The organism is Pseudomonas sp. P39-UII1 (genome assembly GCF_039672635.1).
GTDB lineage: Bacteria > Pseudomonadota > Gammaproteobacteria > Pseudomonadales > Pseudomonadaceae > Aquipseudomonas.
This window is the reverse complement of sequence record NZ_JBDFPP010000004.1, coordinates 222,555-241,169: the sequence shown is the minus strand read 5'-3', so window position 1 is coordinate 241,169 and position 18,615 is coordinate 222,555. Positions and strand designations below refer to the sequence as shown.

Below are 18,615 nucleotides of genomic sequence, written 5' to 3'. Positions count from 1 at the left end.
TTCAACTAATGGATGGCAAAGCTGACTTCTACCACGGCTAATCACCGAGTGCCACGCCTTCGCGGCGCGGGTCGGCGCCACCCGCCCACCCGGTGGCAGTGCGCTGGATGATCTGCATGCCACTGGTCATGGGCATGGGCGTGACCTCATGGCCCCAGGCTGCCAGTTGGCGGATCAACGCCTGGCTGGTCAACCCGGCTTCCACTTCGGTACCGGCGTTGCGGCTGCCAAAGTTCGGCAGGTTGCTGGCCTGCTGCGGGTCGAGCCGCCAGTCCAGCAGGCCGACCAGCGCCTTGTTCACGTAGCCGATGATCTGTGAACCACCCGGCGATCCGAGGCTGGCGACCAGCTCGCCCGAGCCCTGTGCAAACACCAAGGTCGGCGCCATGGCGGACAACGGGCGCTTGCCAGGCTGCACTCGGTTGGCCACGGGCTTGCCGTTTTCCTGCGGGATGAAGGAAAAGTCAGTGAGCTGGTTGTTCAGCAGGAAGCCCCTGACCATCAGGTGCGAGCCGAACGCCGCCTCCACCGACGTGGTCATGGCCAGGGCCTGGCCGCTGTCGTCCACCGCCGACAGGTGCGAGGTGGAAATGCGCAGGGGGGAGCGGTCGGGGGCCAAGGCAAGGTCCGCGCCCTGCGGCTTGCCTGGGCGCGCGTACTTCATGCTGAAGTCACCGACCTGTTTGGCGCGCTCGGCCAGGTAGGCAGGAGCCGTCAACGCCTTGAGCGGGACCGGCACGTAGTCGGTGTCGGCCAGGTACTGGGCGCGGTCGGCGTAGGCTAGCCGCTCGGCTTCGGCGATCAGGTGGACTGCCAGTGGGGCCGGCTCCAGGCCTGCCACGGACGACGTGATGCGCGGCGGCAGGGTTGCCAGGTCGCGCGGCGGGTGGCTGCGCTGCAGTGCGTCAAGGATGCCCAGGGTCTGCAGCACGGCCACCCCGCCCGAGGACGGCGGCGGCATGCCGCAGACTTGCCAGGCTTTGTAAGGGCCGCACAGCGGTGTGCGCTCCCGGGCCTGGTACTGGCGCAAGTCCTGCATCGACAGTTGCCCGGCATTGGCGTGGCTGCGCACCTGGGCAACCATGGCCTCGGCGATGTCACCGGTGTAGAACGCGTCGACACCCTGCGCTGCGATCCGCTCGAAGGTTTGCCCAAGCTCCGGGTTGCGCAACAACGTGCCCACTGCCAGTGGCCGGCCCTGGCCATCGAGGAAATACCGGGCCATTGCCGGTGAGCCGGCAATGAAAGGGTCACCGGCCACCAGAGTGTGCAAGCGCTGCGAAACCGGGAAACCCTTGCGCGCCAGGGCGATGGCCGGGGCAAACAGCTCACTCCACGGCAGCTTGCCATGCTGGTCGTGGGCCAGCTTGAGGGCGCGCAGCACGCCGGGCACGCCCACCGAGCGTCCACCGATCTGTGCGTCCCTGAACGGCATCGGTGTGCCGTCCGGTTGCAGGAACAACTTTTCCGTTACCGTCGCCGGCGCCGTTTCGCGGCCGTCGTACGCCTGCACACGCTGGCCATCCCAGTACAGGATGAACCCTCCGCCACCAATGCCGCTGGATTGCGGCTCGACCAGGGTGAGCACCATCTGCATGGCGATTGCCGCATCGATGGCGCTGCCGCCGGCCCGCAGCATGGCCCGCCCGGCCTCGCTGGCCAGGGGGTTGGCGGCGGCGACCATATGGCGGGTGGCGTGCACGGGTTGCAGGCCGCTGCGGTAGCCGGATTGCAGCTCGGGGGGTGCGGGGAGCAGTTGGTCGGCAGAGGCGTATTGGGTGGCGAGGGCCAGGGACATGGTGCAGATGAGGTGGGTCGGGAATTGCATTGGGGGGTGTCCTTTCGAAGTGCATGACGCGGGGCTTTTGGCGCGCTTGAGATCGAGCGCCGCCCGCGCGGCGCATCGCGGGCAAGCCCGCTCCTACATTTATTGCAACCTGCCGTTCCAGTCAGGCCATGGTTGTTCGCCTTGGCGCATGACTTAAGTCAGGCGAGGCGGCAGCAGCGCCAGCCGAAAAACCTCGTCGAGCCTCCAAGGCTGACAACTATGGCCTATCAGGCCATGGCACGTTGCAACAAATGTGGGAGCGGGCTTGCCCCGCGAAGCGCCGCGCGGGCGGCGCTCGATCTCAAGGGCGCTGAAGATCTCAAGGCAAGCGCTTCGCGATGCGCCGCGCGGGCGGCGCTCGATCTCAAGCGCGCCAAAAACCTCCCGGCATGCACCTACACACCCTTACACCACCTCCTCAAACGGCAACCCCACATAGTTCTCGGCAATGTTCACCAACCCCGCCTCGGACGACAGGAAGTACTCCCGATCCGCTTCCTGCATCTTCTGGTCCCAGGCATCCTTGTGCTCACCGAAGTCATGCAGCAACTGGGTCATGAACCAGCTGAAGCGCTCGCCTTTCCATACCCGGCGCAGCGCCAGCGGTGAATACTGCTGCAGCAGGTCGGTACGCCCCTCGCGGTAAACCTTGACCAGGATCCGATACAGGTAATTGACATCCGAGGCCGCCAGGTTGAGCCCCTTGGCGCCGGTGGGCGGCACGATGTGCGCGGCGTCGCCGACCAGGAACAGGTTGCCATACTGCATCGGCTCGACCACCTGGCTGCGCAACGGCGCGATGCTCTTTTCCAGCGCCGGGCCAGTCACCAGGCGCCCCGCCACATCCTCGGGCAATCGGGCCTTGAGCTCACCCCAGAAGCGCTCGTCGGACCAGTCCTCCACCCGTTCCTCCAGCGGTACCTGCAGGTAGTAGCGGCTGCGCGTCTGCGAGCGCTGGCTGCACAGCACGAAGCCGCGCTCATGGTGGGCGTAGATCAGTTCATGATTGACCGGCGGGGTGTCGGACAACAGGCCCAGCCAGCCGAAGGGGTAGACGCGCTCGTAATGCTTGAGCACGCCTTCCGGGATGCTCTGCCGGGAAACACCGTGGAAGCCGTCGCAACCGGCAATGTAATCACAGTCCAGGCGGTGGGTTTGCCCGTCCTTCTCGAACGTGACATAGGGCCGTTCGCCCTTCAGTTCGTGTGGCTGGACATTGCTGGCGGCATAGATGATCGGCGCGCCGCTGGCCTCGCGTGCCTGCATCAGGTCGCGGGTAACTTCGGTCTGGCCGTAGACCATGACCGTCTTGCCACCGGTCAGGCCCTTGAGGTCCAAGCGCTGGCGCCGGCCGCCGATCAGCAACTCGACACCTTCATGGACCAGCCCTTCGTGGTCCATGCGCTGGGAAACCCCCGCTTCACGCAGCAGGTCTACGGTACCTTGCTCGAGCACCCCGGCACGGATGCGGCCGAGTATGTATTCAGGGGTTTGGCGTTCAAGAATGACCGTGTCGATTCCGGCCTTGTAAAGCAATTGGCCAAGCAGCAGGCCGGACGGACCAGCCCCGATGATTGCAACCTGAGTTTTCATTGTTGTTGTCTCGTGCTATTAGGGTTCGCACTTGCATTTTTACTGGCAACTCTGGCCAATTAAGTGTGCTATCCCATGCAAAACCTGCACTTTTACAAAAAGCGTTCGATTACCGGACAGGTATTCTCAACATGAAATCCAGCCTCCCCGGCGTACCGTTGTTCCAGCTCTATGGCGAAAACCAGGCCTGGCCCGGTACCGACCTGCTGCATTGCGAGTCGATCCCCGCGCGCAGCCGCTTGCACCATTGGGAGATCAAGCCGCACCAGCACGCCGAGCTGTTCCAGTTGCTGTATGTGCAGCGTGGCCAGGCCCAGGTGGAGATCGAGGGCGTGCGCAGCGTCGTCGACGAGGCCGCCATCCAGGTGGTGCCGCCGCTGACCGTGCACGGCTTTCGCTTCAGCGCCGACATCCAGGGCCATGTGCTGACCTTCGGTACGGCCTTGGTGGCCGACCTGGAGCAACGCCTGGGCGCGCCGCTGAGCGTATTGACGAAGGCTGCGTGTTACCCGCTGGGCAAGGACCGCGTGCGGCTGCGCAACCTGGTCGAGACGCTGCAGCAGGAATACCAGGGCCACGAGCCGGCACGGGTAACCCTGCTCGAAGCCCTGGTGACCGCGCTGATGGTGTGGATCAGCCGCCGGCAGCAACTGGGCCAGGCGCCGCGTAACCGCGATGAGCGTGACCGGCAGCTCTTGGGGCAATACCTGCGCCTGGTCGAGGCGCACTACCGTGAGCATTTGTCGGTGGAGGACTTCGCCGCCCGGATGAACATCCAGAGCCTGCAGCTCAACCAGCTGTGCCGGGCATTGAGCGGGCAGACCGCACTGCAAGTGGTGCATCAACGGCTGTTGCTGGAGGCCCGGCGCAACCTCATCTACACACGCATGAGCATCGGGCAGCTGTCGGACAGCCTGGGGTTCAGTGACCCGACCTACTTTGCGCGGTTCTTCAAACGCCTGAGCGGGCAGACGCCCAATGGCTATCGGCGTTCAGTGCAGCCTGAATGATTGGCGGTAGCCCGAAGAGGCCGGTGAACAAGCACATCTCCACCGCCCTGCTTGACGTATACGTCAACCTGCATTCAGGATACTGGCATACCCCACGCCGAGCCCAAGCATGAGTAGCCAGACCTACAGCATCTCCGACCTTTCCCGCGAGCTGGACATCACCACCCGCGCCATTCGCTTTTACGAGGAACAGGGCCTGCTGAGCCCGGAGCGGCGCGGCCTGGAGCGCATCTATTCGGCACGCGACAAGGTCAGCCTGAAGCTGATCCTGCGTGGCAAGCGCATCGGCTTCTCACTGGCCGAATGCCGTGAACTGATCGAACTGTACGACCCCACAAGCGGCAACCTCAAGCAGCTCAACAGCATGTTGGGGAAGATCGCCGAGCGTCGCGCCCAGCTTGAACAACAAATGCTAGACATCCACCAGATGCAACTGGAGCTGGACACCGCCCAGGAACGCTGCGAACAAGCCCTGGCCGCCACCTTGAACAATAACGACAACCGTTGACCCGCCACAGGAACCCCGCCATGCCTTTGCCCGAAAAAGTCCGCCTGGTCGAAGTCGGCCCCCGCGACGGCCTGCAGAATGAAGCCCAGCCCATCAGCGTCGCCGACAAGGTGCGGCTGGTCGATGACCTGACCGACGCTGGCCTGGCCTACATCGAAGTTGGCAGTTTCGTCTCGCCCAAATGGGTGCCGCAGATGGCCGGCTCTGCCGAAGTGTTCGCCGGCATCCAGCAGCGCCCAGGCGTCACCTATGCGGCCCTGGCGCCCAACCTGCGTGGCTTCGAGGACGCCCTGGCGGCCGGGGTGAAGGAAGTGGCCGTATTCGCCGCCGCTTCCGAGGCGTTTTCCCAGCGCAACATCAATTGTTCGATCAGCGACAGCCTGAAGCGCTTCGAGCCGATCATGGCGGCAGCGCGCAGCCACGGCGTGCGGGTGCGCGGTTACGTTTCCTGCGTGCTGGGCTGCCCGTATGAAGGCAAGGTCAGTGCCGAACAGGTCGCCCCGGTGGCCAAGGCCCTGCATGAGATGGGCTGCTACGAGGTATCGCTGGGCGACACCATCGGCACGGGCACCGCAGGTGATACCCGGCGGCTTTTCGAGGTGGTCTCGGCCGTGGTGCCGCGTGCGCAACTGGCCGGGCATTTTCACGACACCTACGGGCAGGCGCTGGCCAATGTGTACGCCAGCCTGCTCGAAGGCATCAGTGTGTTCGACAGTTCGGTGGCCGGGCTGGGGGGCTGCCCTTACGCCAAAGGCGCCACGGGCAACATCGCCAGCGAAGACGTGGTGTACCTGCTGCACGGCATGGGGATCGAAACCGGTATCGACCTCGACCGGCTGATCGCGGCCGGGCAACGCATCAGCGGCGTACTGGGCCGGGCCAATGGTTCGCGCGTGGCGCGGGCACGCAGCGCGCACTAGGGTTCACACGCCTGTCACATCTGTGTGGGTGGAGTGTTACCGCCCCCACAGGCTCCAGCAAAAAATCGGGTAACAGGGAAACAATTCGACAGAATTTCAGGTGGCCCGATTTTTCCATTTTCGATCAAGTCTTTGATTTTAAAGGGTTTTCTAAAGTTGGCACGGCACCTGCTATATCTTTGGTACAACAACAAAAAAAAACGTGACACCCAATAAAAACAACATGCACCGGCTCTGACATAACAAAAACAACACGGCAGAGGCGCAGCAAGCAGATCTTTTTGAAGTAGGCAGGTTTTTCAGGGGTACGCCCCCGCGAGCTGGCACAGAACAATAAAACTACCTCAAGGTAGCGGCAGTCAGCATCGGATCCTCAGGATGAAAGCAGGTCAGCGCTCAAAAAAATACGTTTGCTCTTGACCCCGGGTGGGGGTCGCCCGTAACACCAGGACAGGCTTACAAAAACAACAAAAGGCCGGTCTCAATAATAAGAAAAGAGCAGGCAACAACGCTTTGAGGGGAGCTTCGGCTCCCCTCAGTGCTTCCCGCTCCCCTCCTCTCTCTGCTTCTCTTCGTTCTCCCTTTCTACCTTGTCCACAACCAACGGCATCGTTGCCAGCACCAGCAATGCCATTAGCGTGCTGATCAGGGCGGTCGCCTCGCGCCCCATACCCGCCGCCGTGCCGATCGCAGCCGTCATCCACAGCCCGGCAGCGGTGGTCAGGCCTTTGACATGGCTGGGATCCCGCCCGTTACCTTTGAGAATGGTACCCGCGCCGAGAAAGCCGATGCCCGCGACGATGCCCTGGACCACCCGGCTCAGCGCCTGATCGTCGGCCCCGGCCATGCTGGGCGCCAACACGAAAAGCGCGGCCCCCATGGACACCAGCATGTGCGTGCGCACACCGGCAGATTTACCTTTGTGCTCGCGTTCGAAGCCCAGCACAGCGCCCAGCACCGCTGCCATCAACAAGCGCAGGAGGATGCGCGTGACTTCCTGTTCGTCAGTGATGTCGGCGAATTCCGCCTGGATGGTTTGCCAGATGACGTCCATGGGTGAGTACTCATGTGTTGCCCGCGAAAAGGCCGATACAGGCACCTGGATGGTTGACCCCTGCACATCAGGCAAAGTGCCCGCCCGGCCGAACAATGCAGCAACCCTGCATGGCCTGCGGTCACAACTGTTAACCGCACCCCGGAGGAGCCACCCCATGCCCATCGAAATCGAAGAAAGCACACGCCGTTGCACGCTCATTGGCGAAGACCTGCGCATCGAAGGCGAAGGCCCGGACATCGAGATCATCACCGATGAACAACTGCACATGTCCGTGGCGCTGCTGGCCGGTCAGCGTGTACCGATTACCGAAAGCGAAGCCGACGCGCTGACTGTAGCCGGTGCGGTGGATAGCCGCAGGCATCTGAAAGCCAGCGTTCCAGGCTCGGTGATTTAAGGCTTCAGCAACATTTGGCGGCAATCTGATACGGTTTTAATGGTGAAATCTGAGCCTGTGCTGGAAACAGCTCGGCGCTCATAGTGCTCATGCCTGATCGAGGCGCGATGAGCACCGAAGCCATGAACGACCGAATCGAAGTCATCGAACTGGCCGCCCCCAAGCGGCCTGCCGTCAGCGGTATCCATACCCGCAGTTTCACGGGCCTGTACCGCAACCTGCGCATTGGCTTCGCCGGCCTGCTGTTCATGCTGTTCTTCGGGACTGCCTGGCTCGACTGGAACGGCCGGCAGGCCGTGTTGTGGGACTTGTCGCGCAGCAAGTTTCACATCTTCGGCGCCACCTTCTGGCCGCAAGACTTCATCCTGCTGTCGGCACTGCTGATCATCTGCGCGTTCGGCCTGTTTGCCATCACCGTTTACGCCGGCCGTGTGTGGTGCGGCTACAGTTGCCCGCAAAGCGTGTGGACCTGGCTGTTCATGTGGTGCGAAAAAGTCACTGAAGGCGACCGCAACCAACGCATCAAACTGGCCGCCGCGCCCTGGGGCCTGAACAAGCTGGCGCGCCGTACGTTCAAGCACAGCTTGTGGCTGGCGATTGGTGTGCTCACGGGGCTGACCTTCGTCGGCTACTTCACACCCATCCGCCCACTGGCCCAAGCGCTGTTCAGCCTGCAACTGGGCGGCGTGGCGTTGTTCTGGGTCGTGTTCTTCACCGCTGCCACCTACATCAACGCAGGCTTGCTGCGCGAGGCGGTGTGCCTGCACATGTGCCCTTATGCGCGCTTCCAGAGCGTGATGTTCGACAAGGACACCTTGGCCGTGGCCTACGACCCGCGCCGCGGCGAATCACGCGGCCCACGCAAAAAGGGCAGCGACGCGCGCGCGCAAGGCCTGGGCGATTGTATCGACTGCACCTTGTGCGTGCAGGTCTGCCCCACCGGCATCGACATCCGCCAAGGCCTGCAGATGGCCTGCATCGGCTGCGCCGCCTGTATCGATGCCTGCGACAACGTGATGGCCAAAATGGGTTACCCGCGCGGCCTGATCGGTTACAAGTCCGAGCACAGCCTGCAAGGCGGCACCACGCACTGGCTGCGGCCGCGGCTGGTGGGTTATGCGGTGGCCTTGCTGGTGATGATCGGTGCGCTGGTGGCGGCCTTGCAGTTGCGCCCCATGGTGTCGCTGGATGTGATCAAGGACCGTGGCCTGTTCCGTGAGAACGCCCTCGGCCAGATCGAGAACATCTACTTGCTCAAGGTCATCAACAAGACCGAGCAAAGCCAGCGCTATCATCTGCGCCTGCTGGACGCCGACGGCTTCGAGCTGCATGGCAAGACCGAATTGGTCATCCCCGCCGGCGAGATGAGCGAACTGCCGGTGTCGGTGGCCATGCTTGCCGAGCGCCCCGCCAGCAGCTCGCAGGCACTGGCCTTTGAAATCCAGGACAGCGATCAACCGGCGATCCGCAGCGTGGCCCACAGCCGCTTCGTCGCACCGGTCAACCGCTGATCCCTTACACTCACTGTTCACCTTGCTTGCCGAGCCCCCATGAAACGCTACGAACGCTTTGCCGACGACATTGCCGAACTGATCCGCTCCGGGGTGCTCGGCCCCGGCCAGCGCGTGCCTTCGGTACGCTATGCCAGCCAGGCCCACGGGGTCAGCCCGTCGACGGTGTTCCAGGCTTACTACCTGCTGGAGCGCCGCGGGCTGATCCGTGCACGGCCGCGCTCGGGCTATTTCGTCAACGCCCATGCGCCGCGCCAGTTCAGCGAACCGCAACCGCTGGAGCCGCTGAGCGAATCGACCGACGTGGATGTCAGCGCGCTGGTGTTTTCCATTCTCGAATCGATCAAGGACCCGAACACCGTGCCGTTCGGCTCAGCCTTCCCCAGCCCCGAACTGTTCCCGCTGCAGCGCCTGTCGCGCTCGCTGGCCAGCGCCAGCCGGGCCATGGACCCGCGCATGGTGGTCACCGACCTGTCGCCGGGCAACCCGCAGTTGCGGCGGCAGATCGCCCTGCGCTACATGGTCGGCGGGCTGATGTTGCCGATGGAAGAATTGCTGATCACCAACGGCGCACTGGAAGCGCTGAACCTGTGCCTGCAGGCGGTCACCGAGCCTGGCGACCTGGTGGCAATCGAGGCGCCGGCCTTCTACGCCTGCCTGCAGGTGCTCGAGCGGCTCAAGCTCAAGGCGGTGGAGATCCCGGTGCACCCGCGCGAAGGCATGGACCTGGCCGCGCTCGGCCAGACGCTGGACAAGCACCCGATCAAGGCCGTCTGGTGCATGACCAACTTCCAGAACCCGGTAGGTGCGAGCATGCCCGAGGCGAAGAAACAGGCGTTGGTCGAGCTGCTGCGGCGCCACCAGGTGCCGCTGATCGAGGACGATGTGTACGCCGAGCTGTACTACTCGCAACAGGCGCCCAAGCCGGCCAAGGCCTTCGACACCCAAGGCCTGGTGATGCATTGCGGTTCGTTCGCCAAGAGCCTGGCGCCCGGCTACCGCATCGGCTGGGTAGCCGCCGGGCGCTTCGCGCAGAAAATCGAACGGCTCAAACTGATGACCTCGCTGTGCGCGTCGATGCCGGCCCAGGCCGCCATCGCCGACTACCTGCAACACGGCGGCTACGACCGTCACCTGCGCAAGCTGCGCTACGCCCTGGAAGGGCAACAAGCCAACATGCTCGCCGCCATCGCCAACTATTTCCCGCCGCAGACGCGGGTCAGCCAGCCATCCGGCGGTTACTTCCTGTGGCTGGAGTTGCCCGAGCAGATGGATGCGCTGAAACTGTTCCACATGGCCCTGGCCCAGGGCATCAGCATCGCACCGGGGCCGATTTTCTCACCCACCCGACGCTTCGGTAACTGCATCCGCCTGAACTACGGCAGCCCCTGGCATGACGATGCCGAGCGTGCCATGGAGACCTTGGGGCGCATCGTGCGATCGTTCTAGCCGCCACCGGGGCGCACAGGCTAAAGTTGTGCACTGCTCTGTGCCGGACGCCCCAATGCCCCACCGCGAATTGCAGCAACTGCGCCAGCAGGTCGAAGCCCTGCAACGGCGCAATGCCGAGCTTGAGTCAGCCCAGGCACACCAGCAGGCGCTGGGTAGTGACCTGTTCCGCTCTCTGTTCGACACCATGGACGAAGGCTTCTGCGTCATCGAGTTCTTCGACGGCCCGCATGGGCCGCTGAGTGACTATGTTCACGTCATGGCCAATGCGGCCTATGCCAAGCATGCCGGGATCCCGAACGTGGTGGGGCAGAAGCTGCGCGAGATGGTCCCCGACGAGGCCGACGACTGGGTGGCGCGTTACGGCGCCGTGCTGCGTACCGGCGAACCTCTGCAGTTCGAACAGGAGCTGATTGCCACCGGCCACGTGCTTGCCGTTTCGACGTTTCGCGTTGAACCACCCGAGCGGCGCCAGGTGGCCGTGTTGTTCCAGGATATGACGGAACGGCGCAAGGCCGAGCAAGCGCTGCAACGGCTCAACGAAGAACTCGAACAGCGTGTCAGCGAAGCGCTGGCCGAGCGTCGGTTGTTCGCCGAGTTGGTCGACCACAGCATGGCCAATGTGCATGTGATCGATAAGCACATGCGTTGGCTGGCAGTCAATCGCCAGGCACAGGAGGACTTTCACCACCTGTACGGGCGCACGCCGGACGTCGGCGACCACATGCCCGCGCTGATGGGTGAAGATTCGCCGGACTACTGCCTGATACTGCCGCTGTGGCAACGCGCGCTGGCCGGTGAGCAGTTCACCACATCCGGGGCCTTTGGCCAGGCACCGAACCGGCGTCACTTCGAGTTACGCTTCAATGCCTTGCTCACCCCCGAGGGCACTGTTCAGGGAGCCTACCTGTTCGCCTACGACATCAGCGAGCGTGTGCAGGAGCAGCAACGCCTGGCCAAGGCCGAACAGGCGCTGCGCCAGGCGCAGAAGATGGAGGCTGTGGGCCAGCTGAGCGGCGGTATCGCCCACGACTTCAACAACCTGCTGGGGAGCATTCTCAATGCTCAGGAATTGATGCACCAACGCCTGGCCCAGGCCCGTTACAAGGAGTTGGCCCATTTGCTGGACCTGTCCAGCAACTCCGCGCAACGGGCCTCGTCGCTGGTACACCGGCTACTGGCCTTCTCGCGTCAGCAGACCTTGCAACCGCTCGCGACCCAGGTCACCGCGCTTGTCAGCGGCATGGAAGAACTGATCCGCCGCACCATTGGCCCATCCATCACACTGCGCAGCCACTTCGCGAGCGAACTGTGGCCCACCTTCATCGACCCTCCGCAACTGGAAAGTGCGCTGCTCAACCTGTGCATCAATGCCCGCGATGCGCTGCCAGCCGGCGGCACGGTCGATATCCTGGGTGAGAATATCGTGCTGCACCCTGAGCTCGCGCAACCGCTGGATCTCCCACCCGGGGACTATGTACGCCTGAGCGTGGTCGACAACGGCTGCGGCATGAGCGCCGAGGTGGCAGCGCGGGCCTTTGACCCATTCTTCTCGACCAAACCCATGGGCCAAGGCACGGGCCTCGGGCTCTCGATGACCTACGGTTTCGTCCGCCAGTCGGGGGGGCAAGTGCGTCTGCTCTCCACGCCTGGCGAAGGCACTCGGATCACGCTGTACCTTCCGCGTCACCCTGAGCAGCCCCAGGTGCCGGCCAGCGCGCCCAGACGGGCATTGCTGGACAGCCGCCGCGCCAGCGGCCAACGCATCCTGCTGGTCGAAGATCAGATGGCCTTGCGCCTGGTCGTCGCCGAGGTACTGGAGGAGCTGGGCTACCAGGTCGAGGCGTTCGAGAGTGGCCCGGCAGCGCTGGCTTACCTGCAACATGCCGAGCCGCCAGCCCTGCTGCTCAGTGACATCGGCCTGCCCGATGGCCTTGACGGCCGCCAGCTGGCCGAGCGTTGCCGCCTTGAGTACCCCGACCTGAAAGTGTTGTTCATCACCGGTTACGACGAGAGGGCGGCGCTGAGTGACGGCCAGCTGCTGCAGGGGGCCAGCGTGTTGACCAAGCCTTTTGACCTGGACGTACTGGCCGAACGCGTGCGCCAGTTGCTGGCCGATGAGCTGCCCTGAGGGCCGCGATCAGCGGCCGCCGCCGAGGTCGATGAAGCTGCCGGTGCTGTAGGAGGCTTTTTCCGACAGCAGCCAGAGAATCGCCTCGGCCACTTCTTCGGGGCGCCCACCGCGCCCCATGGGCAGGCCTGGCTCGAGCTTGGCCACCCGGTCGGGGTCACCGGACAGCGCATGAAAGCCGGTATGGATGTAACCGGGGCGCACGCCATTGACGCGCACGCCTTCGCCCGCCACTTCCTTGGCCAGGCCGATGGTGAAGGTGTCGAGGGCGCCTTTGGAGGCGGCGTAGTCGACATATTCGTTGGGTGAGCCCAGGCGCGAGGCCACCGAGGACACATTGACAATGGCGCCGCCCTGGCCGCCGTGCCGTCGGGCCATGCGCAGCAGCGCATGCTTGGCGCAAAGCATCGGACCGACGACATTGGTTTTCATCACCTTGAGCAGGCGAAACTCGGACATGTCCTCGACACGGCTCTGCAGGCCGATGGTGCCGGCATTGTTGACCAGCGCGGTGACCGGCCCGAGTTCGTGGTCGACGCGTTGGAACAGCTGGATCACCTCATCTTCGACGCTGGCGTCGGCACGCACGGTGATGGCCTCGGCACCGAGCGCACGGACCTGTGCCAGGAGGTTTTCGGCGGCCTGGTCGTCGGCGTGGTAGTTGATGCAGATGCGGTAGCCCTCTCGGGCGGCCTGCAAGGCGGTGGCCGCGCCGATGCCGCGGCTGGCGCCGGTGATGACGATGACTTTGTGCATGGTGTTTAACGGATCGTTCAGGGGACGGACCTTCGACGATAGGGGAAAAGCCCTGTTATTGGAACGATCGTCACGACTTGACAAACTATGGCTCGACGCGTTGCGTCGGGTTTTGTCGCAACCTGTGATAGGTTGCGCAGCTTGTTTTGCCAAGGAATTCAACGTCAATGGAATTGACGAGTATTTTTGCACCCCAGAACCGCCGTCTGATCAAACTCACTACCCCTATTCAGGATGACCAGGCGTTATTGCTGGAGCATTTCAGCGGCAATGAAGGGTTGTCCACGCTGTTCAGCTTCGAGCTGGCACTGATCAGCCAGGATGCCAGGCTCGAACTCAAGTCATTGATGGGGCAACCCGCCCATCTGGAGATCGAACTGGCCGACGGCGGCACCCGCCACATCCATGGTCACATCACCCGGTTCAACCTGCTCGGCAGTGACGGTGGCCTGGCGCGTTACAGCGCGACCCTGAGCCCATGGCTATGGATGCTGTCGCGTCGTGTGGATTCGCGGATCTTTCAAGAGAAGACCGTTGAAACGGTCATCCGCAGGGTGTTCGAGCATTATGGTGGGTTGCGCGAATACGAGTTTCGCCTGCTCAGGCCGCTCAAGTCACACAGCTACATCACCCAGTACCGCGAAACCGACCTGGATTTCGTGTTGCGCTTGCTGGAGCAGGACGGCCTGTTCTTCTACTTCGATCATTGCAAGGACGGCCACAGCCTGATCATCACGGATCGATCCCAAGGCCTGGAAGCGCTGCCCGAACAACCGCAGATCCGCTACCACAGCGCCTTCGTCACCGAGACCAGTGACTCGATCACCCAGTGGCGTAGTCACCGGGCCTTGCAACCGGGCAAGATGGCCATCCAGACCTTCGATTACAAGCAGCCAAGAAATCCATTGTCCATCCACATGGACAGCCTGAATGAACAGGGCGACGTCCCGCCCTACGAGGTCTATGATTTTTTCGGTGCCTACAGCCATGGCCTGCACGACGAGGGTGAGTCCCTGGTCCGTCGCCACCTGGAGATCATCGAAGCCCAAGCCAAGACCTTTACCGGCACCAGCAACTGCCGGGCCATGCGGCCGGGCTACAGCTTCGAGCTGACCCAGCACTTCGACCATGAAGGCGGCGCAACAGATGATCGCCAGTTCCTGCTGGTGTCGGTCGAGCACCGCGGGCGTAACAACTACTTTTCGGATGAGCCGGCAGGTTACGACAATCAATTTGTCTGTATTCGCCAGCGCATCCCTTATCGCCACCCGATCACCGTGGCGCGCCCCACCATCAATGGGCCGCTCAGTGCGATCGTGGTCGGGCCGGAGGGGGAAGAAGTCTTTACCGACGAACTGGCGCGGGTCCAGGTCAGGTTCCATTGGCAGCGCGCAAGCAGCCTGCCGCAGGGCACCACCTGGGTGCGGGTGGCGATGCCCAGCGCCGGCAGTGGCTTCGGTCATCAGTTCTTGCCACGTATCGGCCAGGAAGTGTTGGTCACCTTCCTGGCAGGTGATATCGACCGCCCCGTGGTCACCTCGGTGCTGTACAACGCCGACCAAACGCCGCCGCGTTTCAGCAAAGCCTCCGGCCTGCCCGGCAACCGTGCGCTTTCCGGCATCCAGACCCAGGAGCACAAGGGCCGTGGGTTCAACGAGCTGTTGTTCGATGACACACCGGGCGCCTTGCGGGCCCGCGTCGGCACCACGCACCAGGCCACAGCACTCAACCTGGGCAAGCTCACCGAGCCACGCACTGATGGCCAGGCCAAGGCCCGTGGCAACGGGGCCGAATTGCGCACCGACGCCGCGATTGCCCTGCGTGCGGCCCAAGGCATGTTGCTGACCACCTATGCACGCCAGGACGCCACGGGGGCGCAACTGGACCGCGAAGAGCTGCTGACGCTGCTGGCCGAGTGCGGGGCGCTGTTCAAAAGCCTCGGGCAAACCGCTGCCGCACGAGGCGGGGCAGCGGTAAACAGCGAGGGCATCGACGCCTTGAGCCAGGCGCTGAAACAGTGGCCAACGCCCGACAGCGACAGCCCGGGCAAGCCAGTCATGGCCGTTGCGGCCGAGGCAGGTATCACCAGTGCCACACCGCGTTCGCAAATCCACTATGCCGGTGCTAACCACGACACCACCGCCCAGGACCACCTGCAGTTGACCAGCGGCGCGGCCATGCGCCTGCAAGCCGGCAAGGGCATCGCTGCCTTCGCCCAGGACGAGGGTATCAGTGCTATCGCCAACCGCGGCAAAGTGCTGGTCCAGGCCCAGGAAGACGACATCACCGTCAACGCACAGAAAAACCTGCACCTGTCGGCCGCCGAAGGCGAGGTGGTCGTCACCGCGCCAACCATCCGCCTGGTGGCCGATGACGGCAGTTACATCAAGATCGGGGGCGGCGTCGAAATCGGCAGCCAAGGCAAGGTGATCGTCCATGCCAGCGAGCATGACTGGGTCGGGCCCAACACCGACAGCGCCCAGGTACCGGCATTCACCCGCGACCCGGCGGCGCAACGCCTGGCTTTCCACTACCCGGGGCACGCCGACGACAGCGTGCGAATGGCCGTTGACCACGCCTACCAGATCAAGCTCGAAGACGGCAGCACTGTACAAGGCCTGACCGACGCCAGCGGGCTCACCGAACACGTCGAGCGCGAAGCGATGCACCAGGCACAAGTGGCTGCCCTGCGCAGCACCGGCAGCAAAGGAGGCAGCCAATGAGTGGCGATCAAATTACCGTGGCTGAAAGTGTCACCCGGCTGGTACCCAACTTCAGTACCGAACGCAAAATGGAGGTGCCCGCCGACCTGCCAGGGGTGGTGATCTTCTTGCACGGCGTGAATGACCCGGGGGCTTCATACGAGTCGGTAGAGACGGGGTTGTGCCAGGGGGTGAATGAGCGATTGGATCGGCCTGATCTGAAGGCGGGGCGGTATGGGACTGATTACAATGCTGCGAAAGTTATCCCGATTGAGGAACGCGGTGAGGATCACAAAGCCACACTCGACGATCCAGATACGTACCTTTATCAGCGAGACGCGGACGATCCCAAAACCCGCAGCCTGATGATCCCATTCTACTGGGGCTATCGCGCCGAGCCTGGCGAGATCAAGCGCGATGAAAATAACGATCCGACCAAACTGCGCGACCAATACCAGGACGTCTTCGAGAATCGTCTGGACCGGCACTTTGCCAAGGGCGGCGGTTTTTTCGCCAACGCCACCAACAACCTGCTGGAGATGTACGGTAAAGGCTTTGCCAAGCTCCTCCGGATATTTGCGCAACCCTCGCTATCCAACCCTCAGTACATGGGAAAAGGGCCGCATCGGCGTTACTTTGTGTTGGCGGCGACGCGACTGGCCATGCTGGTCAGTGAGATCCGTCGCATATCGCCTGATGAAACCATTACCATCATGGGCCACAGTCAAGGCACCTTGATTACCCTGCTGGCCCAGGCCTTGTTGATCGATAAGGGCCAACGCTGCGCCGACACAGTCATCATGGTGGACACGCCTTACAGTGTCCTGCCCAAGGCCACGCCCAAAGGCCATGACACACTCGCGACGCTGATCAACATCGCCACGGCGGTCACCCAGGCACCTCATACCCAGCCGCCGCTGTCCGCACTCAGGGACAACAAAACCTACGGCGGTCGCACGGGCCCAAAGTGGTCGCCCACACAGGGCACGCGCAAGGACAAGGTCGGCAACATCACCGTTTTTCCAGAGCGTGATAATCGCGGCAAGGTATACCTGTACTTCAGTCCGGACGACACCACTGTCGCGCTGGACGACGTCCAGGGCATCGGTACCTATGGCGTGCCCAACGCCTTGCCTGACGGAAGACCAGCGATGGCGGCGTTGCAGGCCTTGCGCTTTTACCAGCGCATGTGGACCAAGCGGTATCGCAACGGCGAGCCGGTGCTGGTCGGTGACGCCATACAACAAACAGTGCTGCGGGCGCAGGGAGAGCCCCGATACCCAGGCGGCTGGTCAGGGGCCGCAGTGGTCTCGCAAGCGCCTATAGCAAAAGGTGAAGAACGCCTGATCAATGCCGAATCCTTGAACCCACCCCACGCGCCTCAGATGTTCGGCGGTGAGGCGGTAACCGGCACCCCCACCCAGGCAGGTATGGACGGCCCCGATGACGTCAGCATCCGCTCTGCGTTGGGCAACCCGATGGCCGAGTTCAAATCGATCAAGGTCCGTACCAACCCTACCCGGGTCGACCGGGAAGAAGAACGTGCTCGGTGGAACGCTGGCAAAGAGCCCGGCGATCAAACAGCAGCCATACGCCAAGAACCCGTGTCGGGTAATCCGATGCTGAAGACCCAGGATCATTACGTCATTTTCCGTGAAGAAACGCCTAATGAAATCCAGGCCCGGATGCCCACAGATCCGGATGAAATGGACCCTAACAGCTATCATTCGGCGGTTTTGCGCAGCCCGGAGAACCAACGCTGGGTAACGGCGATGGACATTGCGATTGGCCAGGCGCACAGCCTCGATGATCCGGCTATGCGGGAGGTGTTGGTTGCGATTGCGGATTGGAAGATGGACAAAAAAGTCTTTCAGATAATCAAAGAATTACCAGCTTGGGCGTGCCTGAGCAGGGAAGCTCAGGCATTGGTGACTGCCAGTAGTAAGTATTATCAACGGGGGGTGTTCCCGTCTGCTGAACTGGTCTCGCTAACGCCACCGTCCTTGCTAGCCGATGCACCTGTAAAAGGAGATGGCCGATGAAGGACTTATCCCCTTCCCCTAAGTCACGGCCCAACTTGAAACCTTATCAACTGATCGCCGGGGTGCTCATTGTGCTCTGGCTTAGCTTCATCTGGGTCGTCCAACTCAAAGCACAGGAAGCCGACATGGTACTTCGCGACATGAAACCCGTCATGGCCTGGGGCATTGCCGCTATCGTCGGCTTACTCCTGGTGATATTTAGCACTCACTGGTGGGGCAATGCCTTGGCAAGTGAGAAAGCAGAGCTTGCCAATTATCGAAACCAGATAGAGCTCAGAAACGCCGAACACCAGGCTATCCAAGCCCGCACCTACGCCTTGGAAATTCGGGGAGTTGGACTTGGAATTTACACAGACGGCCAGTCCAAGATCTGGCAGTTCATCAAAAAGAAGAACGACAACTTCGCTTCGATCTACTCGCAGGATGCGAAAGACTACAATCCGTCATTAACCTCCAGGAGAAACTCTGCAGGCATCAAAACCCGTATCGCATTCAAGAATTCGGCAGGTGAATCAGTGGCGTACTGGCCAATCCCGGTGTTTGCGCTTGGGCCGCCCGACCCCTACGCCAAAGGGTACAGAGCAGCAGGCCTGATCAATGAAGGGCGTAATGCTGCGACCTTGGGCGTTACCCAGTTTCTCTGGCAAGACGATGAAAACACTACCCATGCGCAAGGCATGATCGAGCGACTGTTCATGTTCTTTGACGATAACC

At 62.6% G+C, this 18,615-nt stretch carries 14 protein-coding genes; 10 read left to right on the top strand and 4 right to left on the bottom strand.

The window, feature by feature from the left end; translation table 11 throughout:
- Positions 1–37 precede the first annotated feature (37 nt).
- Both ggt and pobA read right to left on the bottom strand, forming a co-directional pair.
- A complete protein-coding gene (gene ggt / locus ABEH27_RS08145) occupies positions 38–1,828 on the bottom strand; it encodes a gamma-glutamyltransferase (protein ID WP_346613067.1) in 1,791 nt (596 codons plus the stop codon).
- Positions 1,829–2,233: 405 nt separating this feature from the next.
- Entirely contained in the window at positions 2,234–3,421 is a 1,188-nt protein-coding gene (pobA, locus tag ABEH27_RS08140) for a 4-hydroxybenzoate 3-monooxygenase (protein ID WP_346613066.1), read from the bottom strand.
- A gap of 131 nt (positions 3,422–3,552) precedes the next feature.
- On the opposite strand from pobA, the gene ABEH27_RS08135 reads away from it, so the two are divergent.
- The 3 genes from ABEH27_RS08135 to ABEH27_RS08125 all read left to right on the top strand — a co-directional run bounded on the left by ABEH27_RS08135 (position 3,553) and on the right by ABEH27_RS08125 (position 5,859).
- Positions 3,553–4,431 carry a helix-turn-helix domain-containing protein gene (locus ABEH27_RS08135; protein ID WP_346613065.1) on the top strand — a complete coding sequence of 293 codons (879 nt, stop codon included), beginning with the start codon at positions 3,553–3,555 and terminating at the stop codon, positions 4,429–4,431.
- A 109-nt stretch (positions 4,432–4,540) separates the two neighbouring features.
- Positions 4,541–4,939 (top strand): MerR family DNA-binding transcriptional regulator, encoded by a 399-nt coding sequence (locus tag ABEH27_RS08130; RefSeq protein ID WP_346613064.1) that lies wholly within the window; start codon positions 4,541–4,543, stop codon positions 4,937–4,939.
- A gap of 20 nt (positions 4,940–4,959) precedes the next feature.
- Positions 4,960–5,859 carry a hydroxymethylglutaryl-CoA lyase gene (locus ABEH27_RS08125; protein ID WP_346613063.1) on the top strand — a complete coding sequence of 300 codons (900 nt, stop codon included), beginning with the start codon at positions 4,960–4,962 and terminating at the stop codon, positions 5,857–5,859.
- A gap of 535 nt (positions 5,860–6,394) precedes the next feature.
- On the opposite strand, the gene ABEH27_RS08120 is transcribed toward ABEH27_RS08125, so the two are convergent.
- Positions 6,395–6,913: an MgtC/SapB family protein gene (locus ABEH27_RS08120; protein WP_346613062.1), complete on the bottom strand. Its 519-nt coding sequence runs from the start codon at positions 6,911–6,913 to the stop codon at positions 6,395–6,397.
- Between the two features lie 157 nt (positions 6,914–7,070).
- Here ABEH27_RS08120 and ABEH27_RS08115 point away from each other — a divergent pair, with 157 nt between their 5' ends.
- The 4 genes from ABEH27_RS08115 (at position 7,071) to ABEH27_RS08100 (ending at position 12,401) form a co-directional block, all read left to right on the top strand.
- Positions 7,071–7,310, top strand: coding sequence for a DUF3203 family protein (locus tag ABEH27_RS08115; RefSeq protein ID WP_346613061.1), 240 nt, complete (start codon positions 7,071–7,073; stop codon positions 7,308–7,310).
- Positions 7,311–7,432: 122 nt separating this feature from the next.
- Positions 7,433–8,821 carry a cytochrome c oxidase accessory protein CcoG gene (ccoG, locus tag ABEH27_RS08110; RefSeq protein ID WP_346613200.1) on the top strand — a complete coding sequence of 463 codons (1,389 nt, stop codon included), beginning with the start codon at positions 7,433–7,435 and terminating at the stop codon, positions 8,819–8,821.
- A gap of 39 nt (positions 8,822–8,860) precedes the next feature.
- A complete protein-coding gene (gene mapR / locus ABEH27_RS08105; RefSeq protein ID WP_346613059.1) occupies positions 8,861–10,270 on the top strand; it encodes a GntR family transcriptional regulator MpaR in 1,410 nt (469 codons plus the stop codon).
- 55 nt (positions 10,271–10,325) lie between these two features.
- Positions 10,326–12,401 (top strand): PAS domain-containing protein, encoded by a 2,076-nt coding sequence (locus tag ABEH27_RS08100; protein ID WP_346613058.1) that lies wholly within the window; start codon positions 10,326–10,328, stop codon positions 12,399–12,401.
- A 9-nt stretch (positions 12,402–12,410) separates the two neighbouring features.
- Here the strand turns inward: ABEH27_RS08100 and ABEH27_RS08095 are convergent, their stop codons facing one another.
- Complete coding sequence (locus ABEH27_RS08095; protein WP_346613057.1) at positions 12,411–13,157, bottom strand: SDR family oxidoreductase; 747 nt, start codon at positions 13,155–13,157, stop codon at positions 12,411–12,413.
- A gap of 167 nt (positions 13,158–13,324) precedes the next feature.
- On the opposite strand from ABEH27_RS08095, the gene tssI reads away from it, so the two are divergent.
- From tssI to ABEH27_RS08080, 3 genes are all read left to right on the top strand, one after another.
- The gene (gene tssI, locus ABEH27_RS08090) at positions 13,325–15,880 is read left to right on the top strand and encodes a type VI secretion system tip protein TssI/VgrG (protein ID WP_346613056.1); all 2,556 of its coding nucleotides are present in this window, start codon (positions 13,325–13,327) and stop codon (positions 15,878–15,880) included.
- Complete coding sequence (locus tag ABEH27_RS08085; RefSeq protein ID WP_346613055.1) at positions 15,877–17,901, top strand: DUF3274 domain-containing protein; 2,025 nt, start codon at positions 15,877–15,879, stop codon at positions 17,899–17,901. Before tssI ends, ABEH27_RS08085 begins: the two co-directional genes overlap by 4 nt.
- The coding region (locus ABEH27_RS08080; RefSeq protein ID WP_346613054.1) for a DUF2875 family protein at positions 17,898–18,615 on the top strand (718 nt) is incomplete at its 3' end. The genes ABEH27_RS08085 and ABEH27_RS08080, both read left to right, overlap by 4 nt.

Bases quoted from the DNA above. Each gene is read 5' to 3' on its own strand.
- ggt (WP_346613067.1), bottom strand. From the start codon at position 1,828: ATGCAATTCCCGACCCACCTCATCTGCACCATGTCCCTGGCCCTCGCC.
- pobA (WP_346613066.1), bottom strand. From the start codon at position 3,421: ATGAAAACTCAGGTTGCAATCATCGGGGCTGGTCCGTCCGGCCTGCTG.
- ABEH27_RS08135 (WP_346613065.1), top strand. From the start codon at position 3,553: ATGAAATCCAGCCTCCCCGGCGTACCGTTGTTCCAGCTCTATGGCGAA.
- ABEH27_RS08130 (WP_346613064.1), top strand. From the start codon at position 4,541: ATGAGTAGCCAGACCTACAGCATCTCCGACCTTTCCCGCGAGCTGGAC.
- ABEH27_RS08125 (WP_346613063.1), top strand. From the start codon at position 4,960: ATGCCTTTGCCCGAAAAAGTCCGCCTGGTCGAAGTCGGCCCCCGCGAC.
- ABEH27_RS08120 (WP_346613062.1), bottom strand. From the start codon at position 6,913: ATGGACGTCATCTGGCAAACCATCCAGGCGGAATTCGCCGACATCACT.
- ABEH27_RS08115 (WP_346613061.1), top strand. From the start codon at position 7,071: ATGCCCATCGAAATCGAAGAAAGCACACGCCGTTGCACGCTCATTGGC.
- ccoG (WP_346613200.1), top strand. From the start codon at position 7,433: ATGAACGACCGAATCGAAGTCATCGAACTGGCCGCCCCCAAGCGGCCT.
- mapR (WP_346613059.1), top strand. From the start codon at position 8,861: ATGAAACGCTACGAACGCTTTGCCGACGACATTGCCGAACTGATCCGC.
- ABEH27_RS08100 (WP_346613058.1), top strand. From the start codon at position 10,326: ATGCCCCACCGCGAATTGCAGCAACTGCGCCAGCAGGTCGAAGCCCTG.
- ABEH27_RS08095 (WP_346613057.1), bottom strand. From the start codon at position 13,157: ATGCACAAAGTCATCGTCATCACCGGCGCCAGCCGCGGCATCGGCGCG.
- tssI (WP_346613056.1), top strand. From the start codon at position 13,325: ATGGAATTGACGAGTATTTTTGCACCCCAGAACCGCCGTCTGATCAAA.
- ABEH27_RS08085 (WP_346613055.1), top strand. From the start codon at position 15,877: ATGAGTGGCGATCAAATTACCGTGGCTGAAAGTGTCACCCGGCTGGTA.